At 59.8% G+C, this 18,330-nt stretch carries 19 protein-coding genes; 6 read left to right on the top strand and 13 right to left on the bottom strand.

The window, feature by feature from the left end:
- Window positions 1-155: 155 nt before the first annotated feature.
- Window positions 156-626 (top strand): RNA methyltransferase, encoded by a 471-nt coding sequence (locus MKZ87_RS26215; protein WP_007958066.1) that lies wholly within the window; start codon window positions 156-158, stop codon window positions 624-626.
- A gap of 81 nt (window positions 627-707) precedes the next feature.
- Window positions 708-1,085 (top strand): DUF2892 domain-containing protein, encoded by a 378-nt coding sequence (locus tag MKZ87_RS26210; protein ID WP_085683107.1) that lies wholly within the window; start codon window positions 708-710, stop codon window positions 1,083-1,085.
- Window positions 1,086-1,212: 127 nt separating this feature from the next.
- On the opposite strand, the gene MKZ87_RS26205 is transcribed toward MKZ87_RS26210, so the two are convergent.
- Together MKZ87_RS26205 and MKZ87_RS26200 are read right to left on the bottom strand one after the other, a co-directional pair.
- A complete protein-coding gene (locus MKZ87_RS26205; RefSeq protein WP_085703813.1) occupies window positions 1,213-2,442 on the bottom strand; it encodes a hypothetical protein in 1,230 nt (409 codons plus the stop codon).
- Between the two features lie 20 nt (window positions 2,443-2,462).
- A complete protein-coding gene (locus MKZ87_RS26200) occupies window positions 2,463-2,912 on the bottom strand; it encodes a YcgN family cysteine cluster protein (RefSeq protein ID WP_085683109.1) in 450 nt (149 codons plus the stop codon).
- A 279-nt stretch (window positions 2,913-3,191) separates the two neighbouring features.
- Here MKZ87_RS26200 and MKZ87_RS26195 point away from each other — a divergent pair, with 279 nt between their 5' ends.
- Window positions 3,192-3,785: a nitroreductase family protein gene (locus MKZ87_RS26195; RefSeq protein WP_085700617.1), complete on the top strand. Its 594-nt coding sequence runs from the start codon at window positions 3,192-3,194 to the stop codon at window positions 3,783-3,785.
- 116 nt (window positions 3,786-3,901) lie between these two features.
- Here MKZ87_RS26195 and MKZ87_RS26190 read toward each other — a convergent pair whose 3' ends face one another.
- The 4 genes from MKZ87_RS26190 to MKZ87_RS26175 all read right to left on the bottom strand — a co-directional run bounded on the left by MKZ87_RS26190 (window position 3,902) and on the right by MKZ87_RS26175 (window position 8,143).
- Window positions 3,902-4,834 (bottom strand): D-2-hydroxyacid dehydrogenase, encoded by a 933-nt coding sequence (locus MKZ87_RS26190; protein WP_007958054.1) that lies wholly within the window; start codon window positions 4,832-4,834, stop codon window positions 3,902-3,904.
- 106 nt (window positions 4,835-4,940) lie between these two features.
- Window positions 4,941-5,234 (bottom strand): YcgL domain-containing protein, encoded by a 294-nt coding sequence (locus tag MKZ87_RS26185; RefSeq protein WP_085703814.1) that lies wholly within the window; start codon window positions 5,232-5,234, stop codon window positions 4,941-4,943.
- Window positions 5,231-6,364 carry a ribonuclease D gene (rnd, locus tag MKZ87_RS26180; RefSeq protein WP_085700615.1) on the bottom strand — a complete coding sequence of 378 codons (1,134 nt, stop codon included), beginning with the start codon at window positions 6,362-6,364 and terminating at the stop codon, window positions 5,231-5,233. Before rnd ends, MKZ87_RS26185 begins: the two co-directional genes overlap by 4 nt.
- Window positions 6,365-6,493: 129 nt before the next feature.
- Window positions 6,494-8,143, bottom strand: coding sequence for a phosphoethanolamine transferase (locus tag MKZ87_RS26175; protein WP_085703815.1), 1,650 nt, complete (start codon window positions 8,141-8,143; stop codon window positions 6,494-6,496).
- 297 nt (window positions 8,144-8,440) lie between these two features.
- On the opposite strand from MKZ87_RS26175, the gene MKZ87_RS26170 reads away from it, so the two are divergent.
- Window positions 8,441-9,625, top strand: coding sequence for a cyanate transporter (locus MKZ87_RS26170; RefSeq protein ID WP_085703849.1), 1,185 nt, complete (start codon window positions 8,441-8,443; stop codon window positions 9,623-9,625).
- 209 nt (window positions 9,626-9,834) lie between these two features.
- Window positions 9,835-10,770, top strand: coding sequence for a LysR family transcriptional regulator (locus MKZ87_RS26165; protein WP_085703816.1), 936 nt, complete (start codon window positions 9,835-9,837; stop codon window positions 10,768-10,770).
- A gap of 3 nt (window positions 10,771-10,773) precedes the next feature.
- Here MKZ87_RS26165 and MKZ87_RS26160 read toward each other — a convergent pair whose 3' ends face one another.
- The 6 genes from MKZ87_RS26160 to MKZ87_RS26135 all read right to left on the bottom strand — a co-directional run bounded on the left by MKZ87_RS26160 (window position 10,774) and on the right by MKZ87_RS26135 (window position 16,351).
- Window positions 10,774-11,139, bottom strand: coding sequence for a 5-carboxymethyl-2-hydroxymuconate Delta-isomerase (locus MKZ87_RS26160; RefSeq protein WP_085700611.1), 366 nt, complete (start codon window positions 11,137-11,139; stop codon window positions 10,774-10,776).
- Between the two features lie 57 nt (window positions 11,140-11,196).
- Window positions 11,197-12,123, bottom strand: coding sequence for a LysR family transcriptional regulator (locus MKZ87_RS26155; protein WP_085700610.1), 927 nt, complete (start codon window positions 12,121-12,123; stop codon window positions 11,197-11,199).
- Between the two features lie 72 nt (window positions 12,124-12,195).
- Complete coding sequence (locus tag MKZ87_RS26150; RefSeq protein WP_234204665.1) at window positions 12,196-14,292, bottom strand: DUF6311 domain-containing protein; 2,097 nt, start codon at window positions 14,290-14,292, stop codon at window positions 12,196-12,198.
- The gene (locus MKZ87_RS26145; protein WP_234204664.1) at window positions 14,289-14,672 is read right to left on the bottom strand and encodes a GtrA family protein; all 384 of its coding nucleotides are present in this window, start codon (window positions 14,670-14,672) and stop codon (window positions 14,289-14,291) included. Before MKZ87_RS26145 ends, MKZ87_RS26150 begins: the two co-directional genes overlap by 4 nt.
- Window positions 14,672-15,379, bottom strand: a complete 708-nt coding sequence (locus tag MKZ87_RS26140) for a class I SAM-dependent methyltransferase (protein WP_085700607.1) — start codon at window positions 15,377-15,379, stop codon at window positions 14,672-14,674. Before MKZ87_RS26140 ends, MKZ87_RS26145 begins: the two co-directional genes overlap by 1 nt.
- 3 nt (window positions 15,380-15,382) lie before the next feature.
- Window positions 15,383-16,351 (bottom strand): glycosyltransferase family 2 protein, encoded by a 969-nt coding sequence (locus MKZ87_RS26135; RefSeq protein WP_413541589.1) that lies wholly within the window; start codon window positions 16,349-16,351, stop codon window positions 15,383-15,385.
- A 276-nt stretch (window positions 16,352-16,627) separates the two neighbouring features.
- Between MKZ87_RS26135 and MKZ87_RS26130 the strand changes: the two genes are divergently transcribed.
- Entirely contained in the window at window positions 16,628-16,819 is a 192-nt protein-coding gene (locus MKZ87_RS26130) for a YegP family protein (RefSeq protein WP_085700605.1), read from the top strand.
- A 264-nt stretch (window positions 16,820-17,083) separates the two neighbouring features.
- On the opposite strand, the gene MKZ87_RS26125 is transcribed toward MKZ87_RS26130, so the two are convergent.
- On the bottom strand, window positions 17,084-17,755 hold the full coding sequence (locus MKZ87_RS26125) for a lipopolysaccharide kinase InaA family protein (RefSeq protein WP_085703819.1): 672 nt from the start codon (window positions 17,753-17,755) through the stop codon (window positions 17,084-17,086).
- Window positions 17,756-18,330 lie beyond the last annotated feature (575 nt).

The following is an 18,330-nucleotide window of genomic DNA, read 5'->3' as shown; positions in this document are numbered from 1 at the left end:
GCCCGGGACGCTCCGCGTCCCAAAGCGGACGCAGAGCGTCCATTGAGGCATTCCCACGCAGAGCGTGGGAACGATCAGCACCGCAGATCCTCAATCTGCCCGCCCTCCCCCAATCCCCGTATAATCGCCCTCTTTTTCCCGAAGGCACCCCGCTCGTGGCAGACAAACGGTACAGCTGCATTGGTTTGTATAACCCCAAATCACCGGAAAACGTCGGTTCGGTGATGCGCGCCGCAGGCTGCTACGGCGTGTCGACCGTGTTCTACACCGGCAAGCGCTATGAGCGCGCCGCCGATTTCGTCACCGACACCAAGCGCGTGCACTACGACATCCCGCTGATCGGCATCGACGACCTGAAAAAGATCCTGCCGCTCAACTGCGTCCCGGTCGCCGTGGAACTGGTCGACGGCGCCCGCCCCTTGCCCGAATACACCCATCCGGACCGCGCCCTGTACATCTTCGGCCCCGAAGACGGTTCGCTGGATCAAGAGATCCGCGACTGGTGCGAAGACGTCGTGTACATCCCGACCACCGGCTGCATGAACCTCGCCGCCACGGTCAACGTCGTGCTCTACGACCGCATGGCCAAAGGCCTGAATACCCGCTCCGGACCGAAATTTCGCTGAAACGCCGCACATCCGATGGAACGAGCTGACCGCCTGCGCAGTCAGCTTGTTTATCGATTACTCATTGCCTGGAGAAAGATCATGACCGAGCTCAAACGCGTCGAGCGTATCGAATCCACCCCGTTCCAGAGCCGTTCCGAGCAGAACGTCGAAGGCTGGGAGCGCATCGGCTCGCTGGCCGGCGGCGTGATCATGGTCGGCAAGGGCCTGCGCCGTGGCGGGGTGTTCGGGCTGATTCAGGTGGCGATTGGCGGTGTGGCCATGGCCCGCGGCATCACCGGCCACAGCTCGGTAAAAAGCCTGCTGGAGAAAAGTCGTCAGGACATGAACAACGTGCGGGCAAAGATCGAGCGGGCCGGCGACGAGCTGAGCAAGCTCAAGGCCAATGCCGAAGCGGCGACCAACACCGCCACGGTGACCGGTAATGACTCAGTGAAATCGCCGAAAGCCGGGGTTTGATTCTGGATTTACCTTGAGGCTGCTGGCCTCATCGCTGGCAAGCCAGCTCCCACAATGTTTTGGGGTGGAGACCAATCGGTGGTCACCACACAATCCTGTGGGAGCTGGCTGGCCAGCGATGACGGTATTACTGCAGTAACGCGGTATCGAGGACTTTGGACGACTCGCCGAGAATGCTTTCGGCGAGTTGCACGAACGCTTTGGTGTCCACCGTCCCCAGATGCATTGCCCCGCGCAGCATGTCATCCAGCGAGCGCTTGTTGCGGGTCTTCAGGCGAATTTCGCCATCCAGCTCCTGCAACAGCAGCACCGCTTTCGACACCTGCGCCGGGCTGATCTGCTCGCCGCGCAGGGTCGTGACCTTCTGGCTGTCCTTGGCCAGCTTCGCCTGCAACGCCTGGTAACGCTCGTCGCTCATGCCCCCCGCACGGCGCACCAGTTCGATGGCGTAATACTCGGCAAACCCTTCGCTGATCCAGTCGCTGCGCTGCTCGTCGTTGATCCGTCCGAACACTTGCGCCAGCTCGCGCACCAGTGCGCTGCTGCCGCTTTCGCTGACCAGCGGCAACCGCGTGTTGAGGTAGATCGACTCCCGCGCCGCCAGGCTGCCGCGCCACATCGGGTCGTTGGCACCGACGATCAACAGTTTGCTCGGATGGCGCGGAAACACCGCCTGCACCTGCGGCCAGACAAACGTCAGCAGCGTCAACACGTCCATCCGGCGCATGCCCTGCCCTTGCGGCGAGGCCACGGTGACTTCGGTTTCCCCCAACCGCGAGCGACGGCTGCCAAGGTGGCCGGCGAGCATCCAGCCGGTCGGGCGGTCGAACAGGCGTGACGGATTATCGATGCGGAATTTGTTCTTGCCGATGCGTGGCCAGGCGGTTTCGACGCTTTTCCAGCCATCGGGCAATTCGAAGTGCAGGCGTGCGACCAGCTCGATGCCGTCCTGTTGATCGAGCCTGGCTGGCGGCACCAGTTCATCGCCGCGCATCAGCGCCCAGGTCGGGGTCATGCGCGTGTCGAAGCTGCCGTTCTTGCGACCATGGCTGATGCGCACGCGGTAGGTCAGGCTGGCCTTGTCCGCCGTCGGGCGCCAGACCCCGCGCGCCGGTTTGCCCGGCGTCAGTTGCCACTGGCCGTCGGCCTTGAAATCGCTGTAGCGGCTGCCATCGCCAAGGTCGAAATCCAGGCTGCGCACCACTTCGCCCCTGGCGAAGGTCATGCGCACTTCGGCCTGATCGCTCTGCGGCAACAGGCGTACCTGATAATCCAGATCGACTTTCTTCGCCGCCCACACCGGCGCACTCAGCGCCAGCAGCGTGACGATCAGCGCCCGGCGCAATCCCGTCGCCATACCTGCTCCTTGGTCAATCGTTAACCTGCGCGGAAAATCAGGTGATCTTCCCAGTCGTCTTCCGGCACGCTGCCTTCGGCGAGCATGCGCCCGGACTGGGAAATCCGCTCGTGGTGCACCGCGTCGCGATCACCGCAGACCAGGTGATGCCACAGCGGCAGATCCTTGCCTTCGCTGACCAGCCGATAACCGCAGGTCGGCGGCAGCCATTTGAATTGTTCGGCCTGGCCCGGGGTGAGCTGAATGCAGTCCGGAACAAACTTCATGCGGTTCGGGTAATCGCTGCACTGGCAGGTTTTCAGGTCCAGCAGTTTGCAGGCGATACGCGTGTAATAGACGCTGTTGTCTTCTTCATCCTCGAGCTTTTGCAGGCAGCACAGGCCGCAACCGTCGCACAGCGATTCCCACTCCTCGTGATCGAGTTGATCGAGGGTTTTGCGTATCCAGAACGGTTCGACTTTGGCGGCCATGGCTCAAGCATCAACATCAGGTGGTGAAAAGGCCGCCAGTCTAGTGCCCAAGGCCCCGTGATCCAAGCGCTGGCGACTGCCGGTTGTGCGGGGCTTGTCAGTTTTTGCGCGGCCAAGTAGTTTTGCCGGTCACACCAGGCCTTCGCCGGATGCCATTAACGCTCGACCGCGTTGCACCCGGTGAACTGCAGGCTTGCGCCACAACCCCATCGTTCAGCCCAACTGATCCCGCCGGGTTTCGCTTCCAACCTGTCCTCAAACGTAGCAAGGAATCTCTCGATGAGTGCCAACCCTCGCGTTGCCGAATACGCCATCCACCCGCAGTTCACCGATCGCTGGTCGCCCCGCGCCTTTACCGGCGAAGCGATTTCCGAAGAAACCTTGTTGAGCTTCTTCGAAGCCGCGCGCTGGGCGCCGTCGGCGTACAACTCGCAGCCGTGGCGTTTTCTCTATGCCCGTCGCGACACGCCGAACTGGGAGCGTTACCTGGGTCTGCTCAATGAATTCAACCGCAGCTGGGCACAGCACGCGTCGGCACTGGTGATCGTGATTTCGAAAACCACCTTCACCGCACCGGGCGCGACCGAGGAAACGCCAGCGCTGTGGCACACCTTCGACACCGGTTCCGCGTGGGGCCATCTGGCGCTGCAAGCGAGCCTGAGCGGCTGGCACACCCACGGCATGGCCGGCTTCGATCAGGAGCTGACCCGCAAGGAGCTGAACATTCCGCAAGGCTATGCGCTGCACGCCGCCGTCGCGGTGGGCAAGCTGGGTGACAAGGCAAGCCTGGCGGATTACCTGCAAGCACGGGAAACGCCGAGCCCGCGTCGTCCGCTGAGCGAACTGGCGGCTGAAGGCGATTTCACCCTCTAAGCCCCGTTTGATCGTTCCCACGCTCTGCGTGGGAATGCCTCAAGGGACGCTCCGCGTCCAGTGACGCGGAGCGTCACGGGCTGCATTCCCACGCGGAGCGTGGGAACGATCTCTAGTCAGTAACCGCGTGCGAAATCCACTTCGCCGCGCAGCGCCTCGCCCGCCTGATACGCCCGCAAGTTATCCAGAAACAACTGCACCATCATCGGCGGCGAGGTCGGTGCCGAGCTGTGCCCGGTCAGCAGCAAGCCCCACGCGGTCCAGAACGGGTGCCGTTGCGGCAACGGTTCCTGGCGGCAAACGTCGATCACCGCGCCAGCCAGATGGCCTTCTTTCAACGCTTCCACCAGATCCGCGTCGACCACCGCGACACCGCGCCCGGCGTTGATGAACAACCCGGTCGGCTTGAATTGCTTGAACAGTGCAGCGTCGTAGATGTCGTGGGTGTGCTCGGTGTTGGGCAGCAGATTGACCACGTAATCCGCTTCGCCCACCAGACGCGGCAAGTCCGCCATCGAGCCGACTTCGACAAAAGGCGCCTGCTCGCGAGCGCTGCTGGCGATGCCGTACAACTCGACGCCAAACGGCAGCAGGAACTGCGCCACGCTCTGGCCGATGTCACCGGTGCCGACGATCAGCACCTTGCGTCCGACCAGACTCTGGCCGGTGCGGTTGTCCCACTTGCGCTCGACCTGGCTGACCAGTCGCGCCAGCACTTCGCGCTCATGGCCGAGCATGTAGGTCAGCACGTATTCAGCCATGACCTGGCCGAAAATGCCGACCGCCCGGGTCAAGCGGTAATCCCGGCGCAGGCCGTCGGCCAACAGCGGCGTGATGCCGGCCCAGGTCGATTGCAGCCATTGGGGCTGGTGGCCCTGACGCAGCAGGGTCGCCAGCAGATCCGGCTGACCCAGCCATACCGGGCAATCGACGGCCTGACGGGCCAGTTCGGCGGAGTCGCCGCTGGTCAGCACTTCAAGCTCCGGGGCCGCCTGACGCAGCAGTCGGGCGTATATCGCGTGGTCGTGTTCAGCAATCAGAACGCGCATCTTCAAACCTTTCGCAAACCGTGCAGGCGGCCGTCCACTTCGGGGCAGCCGTCGCCGTAAAAACCGTTCCAGGGGTTACAAGAGGCCCAGGACAGGGCCTCGCGGATCAGACCGGGTCGTTGCGTCGCAGCAACTCTTCGGGCAAGTGCTCGATGTACTCTTCCTCGGCCGGTGGCATCTGCAGGTGATAGCCCTGCTTGTCGAGGTTTTCCAGGACCACGGCGATGTCTTCGCTGGCGAGCTTGCGCTCGGGGGTCAGCACCAGATCGAAGGAGTGCTTCGCCTTGCCGAACGCCGCCATCAGGCCTTCCGGCACACGCTCCAGCGCATCGCTCTTGAGCACGTACAGATACATGCCGCTTTTCTTCGAACTTTGATAAATGGAACAAATACGTTTCAAGGCTGTTCTCCGGCGGTGGCCAGGCTGTCGAGCAGCTTCTGGCCCATCAATTCGCGGCGCCAGCCACGCAGCGAATCAGGCAATTGGTAAGGCCCCTCGGGGAAGCCGCTTTTGACCAGCGCTTCGAGGGTTTTCTTGCGCAGCATCAGCTCCGGCGCGATGCCCAGACGCTCAGCTTCGGCCTGACCGAGCGCCCGCAGCTGTTTGATCAGCGCGGCGGCTTCGATCGGCAATGGCTCCGGCACAGCTGGCGGCCATTGATCAGGCCCCACACTGCCAGAGCGCTTGATCAGATCAAGCAGAAACTCGCCGTCCTGACGCACGGTACGCGGATGCATGTCTTCGATCTTGCCCAGCGCGCTGAGGCTGTCCGGTTGGGTCCGGGCCAGCGGCCACAGCGAGTGTTCACGGACGATGCGGTTGCGCGGCAGATCGCGGGCACGGGCCTCGCGTTCACGCCAGGCACACAGCTCACGCAGTACGGCCAGTTGGGCGCGGGACAGCTTCCACGCCAGTTTGGCCTCGCGATACACCTCGTACGGGTCGGTTTCGCGGCGCAGGTTGGCGACCAGTTCGGCGCCGTCCTCCAGCACCCAGGCGTATTTGTCGTCGGACAGTTTCGGACGCAGTTGTACGAAAACCTCCGCCAGATGCACGGCGTCTTCGGCGGCATAGCTGATTTGCGTGTCAGACAACGGACGCTGCAACCAGTCGGAACGGGTTTCACCCTTCGGCAGTTCGATGCCGAGCACTTCCTGCACCAGACGCGAATAACCCATCGAGAACCCGAGGTTCAGGTAGGCGGCAGCCAGTTGGGTGTCGAACAGCGGCGCCGGCAGGCTGCCGGTCAGGCGCAGCAGGACTTCAAGGTCTTCGCTGCAGGCGTGCAGGACTTTGAGTACCGCCGGGTTTTCCAGCAAAGCGGCCAGAGGTTGCCAGGCGTTGATGGTCAGCGGGTCGATCAGGTAGGCGCGTTTGCCGTCGCCGACCTGCAACAGGCCGGCAATCGGGTAGAAGGTGTCGACCCGCATGAATTCGGTGTCGAGGGCAACGAACGGCAGCTGCTGCCACTCGGCGCAAAACTGCGCGAGGCTATCGTTGTCGCGAATCCAGTGAATATCGATGGCCACACGGCTCTCCCTTCAAGAATGGCGCGCAGTATATATCGCCACCGGCGCTTTCCGCGCCTCTACAGGGCAAGAGCTTGATGAAATCTCCTGCCTGAGGGAAAGAATAGTCTTACAGATTGAGTCTGCCGGTCAGTCCTTGGCCAGCACCCCGTCGATCACCGCGCCCCGGCAGCCGGCAAACATGTCCAGATCCGGCTGGTACACCTTGCTCTGCACCTCCAGCAGACCGAGCATCGAGTGGAACAGGTTGTCCTGGCTCAGCGGCTTGTCGCGGCTCATTTGCAGGCAATGGGTGTCGACCGAGTAAGACTTCTGATAGCTGTCAGAGAACCACGCCAGCATTGCCACGTGTTTTTGCTGCTCCGGCGCCAGCATGTACGGCGTGCCGTGCAGGAACAGGTTGTACTCACCCAGGGATTCGCCGTGGTCAGACAGGTAGAGCATGGCGGTATCGACCTTGTCCTGATTGCTGCGCAGCACATCGATCAGGCTCGAGAGCACATGATCGGTGTACACCAGCGTGTTGTCGTAACCGTTGACGATGCTTTCGCGGCTGCAATTGTTCAGCGCATTGCTTTCACACACCGGGGTGAAGCGCTCGTATTCCTTTGGATAGCGCTTGAAGTATTCCGGACCGTGACTGCCCATCTGGTGCAGGACCAGCACAGTGTCCTTGTCCAGGTGATCGATGAAGCTTTGCAGGCCTTGCAGCAAAATCTCGTCGCGGCATTCGCTGTTGGCGCACAGCGCCGGGTCTTTCAGATTGCTGACATCCTGCAGGGTGACACGGTCGCAGGTGCCTTTGCAGCCGGACTGGTTGTCGCGCCAGATCACGTCGATCCCGGCCCGTTTCAGCACGTCCAGCAACCCTTCCTCATTCTTCGCCTTGCTGGCGTCGTAATCCTTGCGGCCCATGTTGGAGAACATGCACGGCACCGACACCGCGGTTTCGGTGCCGCAGGAATGCACGTCGGTGAAGGCGATCAGGCCGGCTTCCTTGTCCAGTTTCGGTGTGGTGTCGCGGTCATAACCGAGGATGCCGAAGTTTTCCGCCCGGGCACTTTCCCCCACTACCAGCACCGTCAGGGATTTGCGCGGATGGTTCTGCACGGCGGCGTTACGCTGGGCGTCTTCGCCAAGCGTGACGAACGGTTGATGCGCCGAAGCCACCTGCTCACGCAGATAACCGGCCGAGGCGCCGATGTAATTGCTCGGCACCAGCATCAGGCGAATTTCGTGGTGATTGCGAAACAGCGACGACAGTCCTTGATAATTGGCCAACGCGACGCCGCCAATAACCGCGACCGACGCGACACTCACCACAACTTTGCTTAATAACTCGCGATGCCAGCGACGATAGTTGACTGGAACTTTCCACAACAACCAGGACGGCAAGACACCCAAAAACAAGATATAAACCAGCAACTTCAAAGACAGCAGATCGCGAACTTCGGTGGCATTGGTTTCGGCAAAGTTGCGAAACATGCCGGCATCGATCAATACACCGTATTGGCTCATGAAATAAGCTACGCCGGCACTGACCATGAACAACAACGTCAACACAGGTTTCAAAACAGGTCGAAACGCCAGCAGCGTCAAGACGATGTTATACGCCGCGAAGATCATCACCCCGAACGCAATGCGCATCGCAATGCCCTTGCCGTCCGCGGCGGTGATGTCGAACAGGTGTTGCCAGAGAACGAAATTGAATCCGGTCAAAAGAAAGGCGCTGGCAAACAACGTCACCCATTCCGGGTGCACGGCTTTTAACTTGAACATGGCGAGGGACTATTTCCTTGAAAGAAGTGCCGTCGCCAATTGTGAAAATTTCATTGACGCAGACCACACAAACTCTAAGCAGGCAACCATCAATTTTTTGTGAAAAAGAAGCCAACGATTAGTTGGCCGATGAAATAACCATGAAATATGCAGCGTATTTGAGAATGATTCAGCTGTGGTTAAGACGCGGGCCACGAGGTGCCGTATCGAGTTTCTCGATAGCGGTCATGACATTCTGATTTGCCGCCCCGCTCGCCTGCCCGCCTAATCAACAGCCCCTGGTTCAAAGGTCTGAAGATGGAAAACGTTCGCGCCACTGCCCGCCCCGCTTTCTGGCTCATGCTCGGCATCATCCTGGTCGCCCTCAACCTGCGCCCGTCGATGGCGGCGGTCGGCCCCTTGCTCTCGGCCATTCGCGGCGATATGGCGCTGAGCTTCAGTCTCGCAGCGTTACTGACCCTGCTACCGGTGATGGCGATGGGGCTGGCGATGTTTTTCGGCATGGCGGTCAGCCAGCGCCTCGGTGAACAGCGCACGGTGCTGCTGTCGCTGGTGATCATTGGCTTGGCGACGTTTTCGCGTTTGTTTCTCGATTCAGCGGGCGGATTGATCGCCAGCGCCGTGCTGGCCGGGATCGGTATTGCACTGATCCAGGCCCTGATGCCCGCGCTGATCAAATCGCGATTTCCCGACAACGTGGCGCTGTGTATGGGCCTTTACGTCACTTCGATCATGGGCGGCGCGGCGCTGGCCGCTTCGTTCGCACCGTGGGTGATGATGCAGACCGGCAACTGGCGGGCGGGACTGGCTGTCTGGGCGGTTTTGGCACTGCTCGCCATTCCTTTCTGGTGGAAAAACCGCGCCACGTCACCGAACACCAACCGGGCCGTTGTCAGAAAAGAATCCTTCTTCACGAATTCCCGCGCCTGGCTGCTCGCGATCTTCTTTGGTCTCGGCACCGCGTCCTACACCTGCGTGCTCGCCTGGCTGGCGCCGTATTACGTGGAAAAGGGCTGGAGCGAACAAAACGCCGGCCTGATGCTGGGTTTTCTGACGGCCATGGAGGTGATTTCAGGGCTGGTGGTGCCGGCCATCGCCAATCGCAGCCGTGACCGACGCCTGGTGCTTGGCGCCCTGCTCGGCCTGATCATCGCCGGGTTTGTGGGGCTGATCCTCAGTCCCCTGCACTTGAGCCTGCTATGGCCGTGCCTGCTCGGGCTGGGTATCGGCGGGTTGTTCCCGATGAGCTTGATCGTATCCCTCGATCACCTCGACGAACCGCAACGTGCCGGCGGGCTGACCGCATTCGTACAAGGCATCGGCTACCTGATTGCCGGGCTCTCGCCGCTGATGGCCGGGATGGTGCGCGATCAGTTGGGCAGCTTCGAATGGGCCTGGTGGTCACTGACGGCAGTGATGGCGCTCATGCTGTTGATGGTGCTGCGTTTTGATCCACGGCATTACACCCGGCACATGGGCTGATCGGGCGAACGGCAGGCCGCCTCGTCTGGATAAAGGCTTCTGGCCAGCTTTTCCGGGTTTGATTGTGTACGTCGTGTTACTAAAACTTTCTGTCCCACAAGTGACAGTGAAACGTCCTACAGGGCTTTCTCCTGGCACCATCGTTCCGTTACGATCATGCGCACACGTTTGCGCGGATTCGGCGCAAGGAGCACAGCGAGACAGAACGGATGCTGAACAGTAACTTGCTTAGAAAGCTCGACATGCAGGATCTCATGGTGTTTGTCGCCGTGTATGAGCAAAGCAGCGTCACCGACGTGTCGGAGTCGCTGTTCGTCAGCCAGTCCACCGTCAGTTACTGCCTGAAAAAACTGCGTACCAGCTTCGAAGACGATTTGTTCGTCAATACCCGCACGGGCATGCGCCCGACCTACAAGGCCAGCAGCATGTATGGCCATGTGCAGAAAATCCTCGAAAGCATCAACCTCTGCCACGCCGGCGCCCCGACCTTCGACCCGATGGCGCAACCGGTGACCTTCAACATCTGTGCCCCGGAATACTTCGAGCAACTGATCCTGCCGCGGATGTTGAAGCGCTTTGACTTCGATGACTTGCCGGTGATGGTCAACATGCACAAGTTCGAAACCGACGTGCCGGTCGAAGAGTTGCGCGACGGCAGCCTCGATCTGGTGATCTGTTTCGGCCCGCACTTCCATCGCAGTCACGCCGACCTGAAATCACGCATGTTGCTGGAAGATGATCTGGTCTGCGTTTTCGACAAACGCGCCACGCCGCTGGAGCCGCGACTGAGTCTGCAAGCTTTTACCGAACGCCGGCATGTGTTTCCCACGCCGTGGACGTCGACCACCAACATGGTCGATGGCTGGCTGGCGCGCCAGGCGCAAAAACGCCAGATCGTCGCCCGCTCCAACAGTTACAGCGCGGCGTTGAAGATGATCACCGGCACCGATTTCATTCTCACCCTGCCCCGGCGGATCCAGCGTTTACTGACCAACGAAGCGGTGTTCAACCACTGCGAGGCGCCGAATGGCCTGCCGGGGTTTACCCTCGACATGCAGTGGAGCCACAACGTCGATCAGGACAGCGCCAACCTCTGGCTGCGCGAGCAGGTCATCAAGACCTGCGCAGAGCTGGAAGCGGCCTGAGTCCTACACGCCGATGGCGGTCTTGTTGTAGGACTCGCGGTCGATGTCGAGCAGTTCCACACTCAACTGCACCTCGACCCCGGCCGGCCATTCGCACAATTCCTGCAATACCGCCAACAGGCTCTGCGACAGTTGCTTCTTGATCTCCGGAGAGCGCCCGCTGAGCAGCGCCAGCCTCACCGCCACAAAGGCGCGCTCGTTCATGGCGGTGCCGACCTTGAAGGTTTCAACCTTGAGCGCACGGCTCTTGATATCGAACTCCGCCGAGAACTGACCGGAACCCACCAGCGTGTTATTGAGCCGGATCAACGCCACGTCAGCGTTCAGTTGCGGCAGGTTGGCGGTGTATTCCAGGTGCAGGTGTGGCATCTCGGTGCTCCAGTGGTTCGGCGGAAAGGTCGTACATATAACACAGCAACGCATGACTCACGCCAACGACGACATCACCGGACGCTCACTCATGAACTGCTCCAGCCGCGAACGCAGCCAGCGCTCCGCCGGGTCGCTGTCGACGTGGCTGAGCCAGACCATCGACAGGTCAAGGGTCGGGGTCTTGAACGGGAACGGCTCCTTGAACAGGAACCCGGAAGCGGCCATGGCTTCGGCGGTGTAGTCCGGCAGGCTGGCAATCAGATCGGTGCCGGCCAGCAACGCCGGCAACGAACTGTACTGCGGCACCGACAGCACCACCTGACGGGTGCGACCGATATCCGCCAGCCACTCATCGGCGTAGCCACTGACATTGGCTGTGTGGGAAACCAGCACGTGGGGGCGTGCGCAATATTCATCGAGTGTCAGCGGCGTGTCGGATTTGTCGGCGCGCAGGATGCTCGGCTGAATATGCCGCAGCAGTTTGCGCTTGGCGTTGGCCGGCAGGCCGCGGGTCTGGCTGATGCCGACAGTGATATCGCCGGCGGCCAGCAGATCGGGAATCCGCCAGTAATCGACGTGCTGCACCACGAACACCACGTTCGGCGCCTCCTGGCGCAATACCCGAAGCAATGGTGGCAACAGGCCGAATTCGACGTCATCCGACAGACCGATGCGAAAGGTCATGGTGCTGACGGCCGGGTCGAAATCCCGGGTCAGGCTCAGCGCCACCGACAGCGAGTCAAGCGCGGGCTTTAGATGGCGATAAATGTCTTCGGCGCGGGCGGTCGGCTCCATGCGATGGCCGACGCGGATGAACAACGGATCGTTAAGCATGGTGCGCAAACGATTGAGCGCCGAACTGATGGTCGGCTGGCCGAGAAACAGCTTCTCGGCGGCCCGGGTCACGTTGCGTTCGAGCATCAAGGTCTCGAATACCACCATCAGGTTGATGTCGGCCTTGCGTAGTTCATTGCGGTTCATCCATTGCCCCCCGATCCCCAGATTGCGGCAGTGTAGAAAGGCCGTGGGGGCGGCGTCCATCGAAACGGTGCGTCATTGCACCGTCAACGTCTTCAGCCCCAGACCCATGACCCGCGAATCGTCGTTGATCCCCAACTGTCGGGGGCTGACGGCATCCGGCAACTGTAATTCGATTTCGAGCCGGGCATCGTTCCCGAGGCGCTGGTTAAGCTGGGCGCTGATCGGAATTTCCAGGCGATTGCCTTGAAACTGCGTCAAACGGGTATCCAGCACTGGTTGGCCGTTCAGACTGATGATCACCCGCTGGCCGGGGTGCCCGGGCTGTATGAATGCCAATGCGTCGATCACGATCGAACTCGCCGGAGGCAACACGCGCAATTGGATTTTCGCCTGTTGACCTTCCGTCCACGTCCCCCAGCTTTCAGGCTTCGACCAGCCGCTGGCCAGTTGCCGGTTTCGATAATTGAAGACCAACGCCTGTCCCGGGCGAGTCAAGGGAAGGAGTGAAATCCGTCGCCCCTCATCCTGCACGGACAGGCACTGCACACAACGTTTCCAGCCCGGCGCCAGTACCGCAATCCCGTCCACGCGCGTCAGCAGATCGGTTTCACTGTTGATGGTTCTCGCGGCATCGACCAAAGCATCGTCGTCCAGGACGTACAAGGAATCTGCGTCGTACTGCCCCGAATCGAGCATCGCGCGGGCGTTCTGCTGTGCCCGCACCAGCGCCGAAGTGCTCATGCGTCCCAGATAGACAGCATCGGTCTTCATGCCGTGGGTCGCTGCGAAACCGGCAATCATCTGCCAGCGCTCTCCTTGATTCTGTGGCATCAGACTGCGGACATTGGCATAACGCGCAGCGGCGCTCGCCCAGAAAGGATCAGTCATCGGGCTGGCCCAGACCGACGAAGGTGCCACCATTTTTCCCTGCCGCAGCCCCATCCAGCCGTTTCGGGTATCGACAACCTGGATCAGCAGCGCCACCGCGAGCAGACCGATGGCGACGCGCGGCCGATAACCGCGTACCACCAGAAAAATCGCGGCCAGGATGCAGACATACAGAACCGGCCAGAACATCCGGCCCGAGGCACGAAAGATATTGGCCAGCGCGACAAAACTTTTCGGCAGCGGATAATCGAGATTCAACGCCCCGATACCGATCTGATTCGACAAAGCGAACAGCCATAAACCGAACAGCGCCATCAGCAGCCATGGACGCGCGCGCACCTGATCCTGCAAGGGTTGGCGGTTTCGAAATCCGGCAATCAGCGCCAGCGGCGCCAACAAGAGAACGCCCGGACCAAGGTAGTTGAAACCTTCGTAATCCCCGTCGGCCTTCGGCAGATCAGGCAGGATCAATGACCAGCCGGCCGGGTCGAGGGGCGACAGCAGATTCATCCGGTACAAACCAAAGCCACCGGATGCCGCGCCATCGGCAATGCTGAAATACCCGGCCTGCCAGCAACACACGCTTACCAGAGCGAAAAGCATGCCCCCTTCAATCATCCCCTGACGCCGGGTCAATGACTGATTGAATGTCTTGCCCAGCAGATCCGCCACCCAGATCAGCGCAACCATGGCCAGCAGGTAGGCGTGCACCCATGCCGTTACAGCAAGCAAGGTTCCCCAGGCGACACGACGTCGGCTCAGGTTCGGCAACAGCGTCAGGTACAGCGCAGCCAGGATCAGGAAATGGCCCGCCAGCGAGAGGTGCGCGCCCATGCGCAAAAACATCGCAGGCGAGAACACCAGCAACCCCGTCCCTAGCAGTCGAATCAAGGTTTGGGTCGTCATCAGCCCCATTAGCTTCCAGCCAAACCAGGCTTGCAGGACACAACAGGCCAACAGCCACAAACCGAAATACTGGAAGGTCTCCGGCAACCAGGCACTGAACGGTTTGAACAACAGCGCGAGCAGTGGATTGGAGTCGGAAAAAATGATCGCGCTGCCCAGTTCCAGGCCGTAAGAAGGATTGAGCCCGAGCGGGAACGTCCAGGGCGCCTGCCGAAAAAACGCCCAGCCCAGATAATGCGTCGCCGGATCGCCCTGCTCCAGCCAGGCGATGTTCTGCGGATTCAGCGCTTGCGGCCCGACCACCAGAAAAAACACCAGAACACCCAATAGCAGCGGCAACAGGGGAAGTGCCGGGTGCTCCCGTGAATCCGTCATCGATACGTCCAGAAGTTATGCAGTACAAAGGTGAATGCCGGAATCGTCAGCGCCACGGCAATGATTCCGGCCAGATCGTGCAGCCCGGCCATCTGCGCCGCCCAGGCCACGAACATTGCCAACAGAAAGCCGCCCGCCGAAACCATCAGAAAACGCATCAGAGTCTTGCCGTGCAACCGGGCGGAAAAACTCCAGGTGGTGTTGATCACGTAGGACACCACCGTCGCCACGATAAAGGCGACGCCGTTGGCCAACGCAGGCACAGGACTGACGAAATTGATGAACAGCACTGCCACCAACGCATGCAGCGCCGTGACGAACAGACCGGTGACGGCAAAACGCACACCGCGCTGAATCAGTGCGGACCGTTTCGTCGCCATCACGGCTTGCGCGCCAGCACGAACACACTCAGTCCGCCTGCGCGGTTGATGCCCATCAGCGGCAGCTCGAGGCTGCACAGGGTTTTCAGCAGTCTATTGACCAGCGGATGGTGTTTTTTCAATTGCGAACGCGGTGCCGAACCCCGAGCGCCGGGTATCAGGCGCGACGCCAGCGCAATCGGGAAGACCGCGCCGAAGTAATAGGCGCCCCGCTCCACCGTCAATCCGGCCTTTCGGGCGAGAGTTTCGAACTGCCCCAGGGTGTAGCGACGCTTGTGTTCGAGAAAATCATCGTGCCCGCTCCACATGAACTGGAACGCCGGCACGGTCATCAGGAAGCGACTGCCGGAGGGCACTTTGTCGACGTAAGACTTGAGCAGGCCGAGGTCGTCATCGACGTGCTCCAACACATCCATCAGCAACACCAGATCAGCATCCACGGTGTCGATCGAGCGACGGTAATGCACCGGTTTGCCGGCAGTGGTGGCGCTGGAGTCGGCCGGGTAGCTGATGTCCACGCACCAGGCTTCGCGTGCCGCCGTGTGCGTCAACAAATGATGGGAAAAAAATCCTGAACCGGCGCCGACGTCGAGAATTCGTTTGATGGGCGCCTCACCCAGCAGGCGGCGGGTAGCCGCTGCCTTGGAGCAGTAATACCAATGCTCGCCGATGCTGTCGCCGAGAATGTCGGTTTCCTTGAGATCCATCTGTCAGTCCTTGGATTCGTAAATGCGGCGCACCAGGAAAACCGGCCGGCGCTTCGCTTCGATGTAGGTGCGGCCCAGGTACTCGCCGAGCACGCCAATGCCGATCAGTTGCAGGCCGCCGAGGAATGTCACCGCCACCATCAGCGACGCATAACCTGGCAGATCGACACCGTGCAGCACCGTACGCAGCACGATGAACATCGCAAAGGCGAACGACACCAGAGACACCAGCGCCCCCAGATACGTCCAGATCCGCAACGGCTCGGTGCTGAAACTGGTGATGCCTTCCAGCGCGAAATTCCACAGTCGCCAGCCATTGAACTTGCTCTGCCCCGCCGCCCGCTCGGGGCGTTCATATTCGACCTGCGTGGTGCGGAAACCGACCCAGGCGAACAAGCCTTTCATGAAGCGCCGCGACTCGGGCAAGGTCAGCAACGCATCGACCACACAGCGATCCATCAAGCGAAAATCGCCGACATTCTCGGGCAATGGCTGATCGGCAATCCGGTTGTGCAGGCGATAGAACCAACTGGCGGAGGTCTGTTTGGCCCAAGTGTCGTTGCGCCGGCTGATGCGGTGGCCGAGCACGACCTCGAAACCCTCCCGCCAGCGTTCGATCATCTGCAAAATGACTTCGGGAGGATCCTGCAGATCAACGTCGATCGGTACCACGATCTGCCCGGTGGCAATCTGCAAACCGGCGGACATGGCCGCTTCCTTGCCGAAATTGCGACTCAGATCGACGATGCGGATGCGCGAATCGCTCTGCTGGCAATGCAGCAAGCGTTCCAGCGTTGTATCGGAACTGCCGTCATTGACGAACACCAGTTCCAGTTGGACGAGCGCCTCTTGCTCGAAAACCTGATGAATGCGCAGGAGAAAGCCGTCGAGGCTGTCCTCTTCATTGAATACGGGAATCACCAGCGACAACTTCACCGGGTTCGCGTGTTGCGTTCCGTGCAGATGAACCAATGGACTGCTCTTTCTTATAGTGATTGTCGGTCGTCGAACGCCGTTCGACACCATGAGCCGCACCGTATTAAGCAGCAGCCCGATATGTCATGCAAGGGGCAAACGACGGCGTTCCGGCCAATCCGGAGGACGATCCCTGCGCTCTGCCCCGTGCCTTTCAGAAACATTCACGAACGATTGGAAACAAATCCCCGATAGCCAAAAATCCGCGCTCCGCTAGGCTTGCGTCGAGGCGTCACACAGGCTGTCGCACATAAATCGCATGGAGCGAACTGAATGTATTTCGAGATTTACAGGCAATCCAAAGGCACCCCGAGCACCGGAAAGGGCCAATGGCGCTGGCGGCTGCGGGCAGGCAACCACGAGACGGTCGCCAGCGGGGAGTCGTATGTGAACAAGGCGGATTGTCTGCATGTGATCGAGTTGATCAAGGGTGTCCAGGGGGATACGCCGATCAAGGAGATCTGAGGACTGTTCAGGACGCCGGGCTGCCTGTGTTGGCAGCTCCGGCGACTTCTGATGTTGCTTCAGGGCATCAGGTCGCCCTGGAGATGGCGGAACAGACCGATGTTTGAATATGCCTTGCGACGGTCGAGTCCTGACCGTCGCTACCCAGCCAGAATCAGCCGATAGAAGAATCCTTAATTTAAGAGGTGACTCTATGTTTTAAGCACTTGTTGATATCTTCAGAAGTTACAACTGGCGGGCCTGCTGAGTGCTAGACAAACCAGCTTAGATGGTTCTGCCAATTGCTTGCTCGTAGTATGAAAGGAAATGCCGCCACTGCGACTCATCCCAGTAAGAATGCCGTCTGAGTTGAGGAATGTCGTGACGAGCTGCTCCCATCGCCGTAGCACGACCGCGTGACTTCTCTAAATCAAGTAACGCCAGCTCGAAGTCAAATACCGCATCCGTAATCGATGCCTTGATAAAGATGTGTTTGGACCGCATGCAACCGTGCTGCCACTTGCCCGAGTGCATTCTCGCCAGCATTTGCGCCAAACGCTTAAATAGTTGCTCATGTTGTTCCGTCGTCAACATGCTGGCAGCGCCTTGGCTATACCAAGTATCCAGATCTATGAAGCCGCCCAGGTCTTCCGTGACCAAAACACCTTGCCATACCCCGTCGACTTTTCTCGCACCATAAAATACGGGTCTTGGCGCGTTTACACCCAGTTTCTCGAGTCTGGAGAGGGCAACCCCCTCACGCAGAGCGGTGGGTCTGCCAGTGGGATAACGCAGGCTGCGAAACAGATGGCCGGTTTGACGCTTGACGAAGAACGTTCTGTTATCTTGAACAACCAGCTGGACACCACTAGTACCGCTTCGGCGCACATTGGGCGGTTCAACCCACGATCCGGATGTACCCCACCAAAATTCAAACTCTTTGCCTGACCTGCCCATTACGCGCTCCATTATTTAAAAGTTTTCTGCGCCGTTTTATTTTGATCGCAATAGCAGCTCAGTCCATTCGTGAATATAAATAGTTCCCCGCAAATTGCAGGTTTTTTACTAGCTCGAGATCTTGCTCTTTACAGAGCCGGACATTCAGAGCGACCACGCTCAAGACAAGCGATTTGGAAGATTTTTGCGTCCACGATTGGCCGATGGTGGTTACTGGCAAACCTCTGCTTATCGCTGGAAGCGGTCGGTCAGCCTACTAAGCTTTTACCAAATATGCCGGACGATCACCATTCGTTGGATTTCATTCGTCCCCTCATAAGTCCCTCTGAAAGGTATTCAGCCAGCCTTAGAGCATCAAGTCCGTCGTTAACTATGTAAGCAACGCCAAGCACGTCGAAAAAATTTGGCAAACGCCGAATCGTCTACATCAGCAAGAGCGATGTAGAGCCGTTCGAAGCGCTCGTAGACACCAAGAGCATGGCCGGTGTCGTGTCAAAAATGCTGGGGTTTTAAAACGGACTAGAGCCGCATGACGGGCAAGGTTTATGCCCAGGAAATGTTTCAAATAGATCGAC

Origin of the sequence: Pseudomonas sp. MCal1 (assembly GCF_026341415.1) — a bacterium.
Lineage (GTDB): Bacteria > Pseudomonadota > Gammaproteobacteria > Pseudomonadales > Pseudomonadaceae > Aquipseudomonas.
This window is presented reverse-complemented; position numbering and strand designations above follow the sequence as displayed.

Excerpts from the sequence above, each read along its gene's own strand:
- MKZ87_RS26210 (WP_085683107.1), top strand. The coding sequence starts at position 708 with ATGACCGAGCTCAAACGCGTCGAGCGTATCGAATCCACCCCGTTCCAG.
- MKZ87_RS26205 (WP_085703813.1), bottom strand. The coding sequence starts at position 2,442 with ATGGCGACGGGATTGCGCCGGGCGCTGATCGTCACGCTGCTGGCGCTG.
- MKZ87_RS26200 (WP_085683109.1), bottom strand. The coding sequence starts at position 2,912 with ATGGCCGCCAAAGTCGAACCGTTCTGGATACGCAAAACCCTCGATCAA.
- MKZ87_RS26195 (WP_085700617.1), top strand. The coding sequence starts at position 3,192 with ATGAGTGCCAACCCTCGCGTTGCCGAATACGCCATCCACCCGCAGTTC.
- MKZ87_RS26190 (WP_007958054.1), bottom strand. The coding sequence starts at position 4,834 with ATGCGCGTTCTGATTGCTGAACACGACCACGCGATATACGCCCGACTG.
- MKZ87_RS26175 (WP_085703815.1), bottom strand. The coding sequence starts at position 8,143 with ATGTTCAAGTTAAAAGCCGTGCACCCGGAATGGGTGACGTTGTTTGCC.
- MKZ87_RS26170 (WP_085703849.1), top strand. The coding sequence starts at position 8,441 with ATGGAAAACGTTCGCGCCACTGCCCGCCCCGCTTTCTGGCTCATGCTC.
- MKZ87_RS26165 (WP_085703816.1), top strand. The coding sequence starts at position 9,835 with ATGCTGAACAGTAACTTGCTTAGAAAGCTCGACATGCAGGATCTCATG.
- MKZ87_RS26160 (WP_085700611.1), bottom strand. The coding sequence starts at position 11,139 with ATGCCACACCTGCACCTGGAATACACCGCCAACCTGCCGCAACTGAAC.
- MKZ87_RS26155 (WP_085700610.1), bottom strand. The coding sequence starts at position 12,123 with ATGAACCGCAATGAACTACGCAAGGCCGACATCAACCTGATGGTGGTA.
- MKZ87_RS26150 (WP_234204665.1), bottom strand. The coding sequence starts at position 14,292 with ATGACGGATTCACGGGAGCACCCGGCACTTCCCCTGTTGCCGCTGCTA.
- MKZ87_RS26145 (WP_234204664.1), bottom strand. The coding sequence starts at position 14,672 with ATGGCGACGAAACGGTCCGCACTGATTCAGCGCGGTGTGCGTTTTGCC.
- MKZ87_RS26140 (WP_085700607.1), bottom strand. The coding sequence starts at position 15,379 with ATGGATCTCAAGGAAACCGACATTCTCGGCGACAGCATCGGCGAGCAT.
- MKZ87_RS26130 (WP_085700605.1), top strand. The coding sequence starts at position 16,628 with ATGTATTTCGAGATTTACAGGCAATCCAAAGGCACCCCGAGCACCGGA.
- MKZ87_RS26125 (WP_085703819.1), bottom strand. The coding sequence starts at position 17,755 with ATGGGCAGGTCAGGCAAAGAGTTTGAATTTTGGTGGGGTACATCCGGA.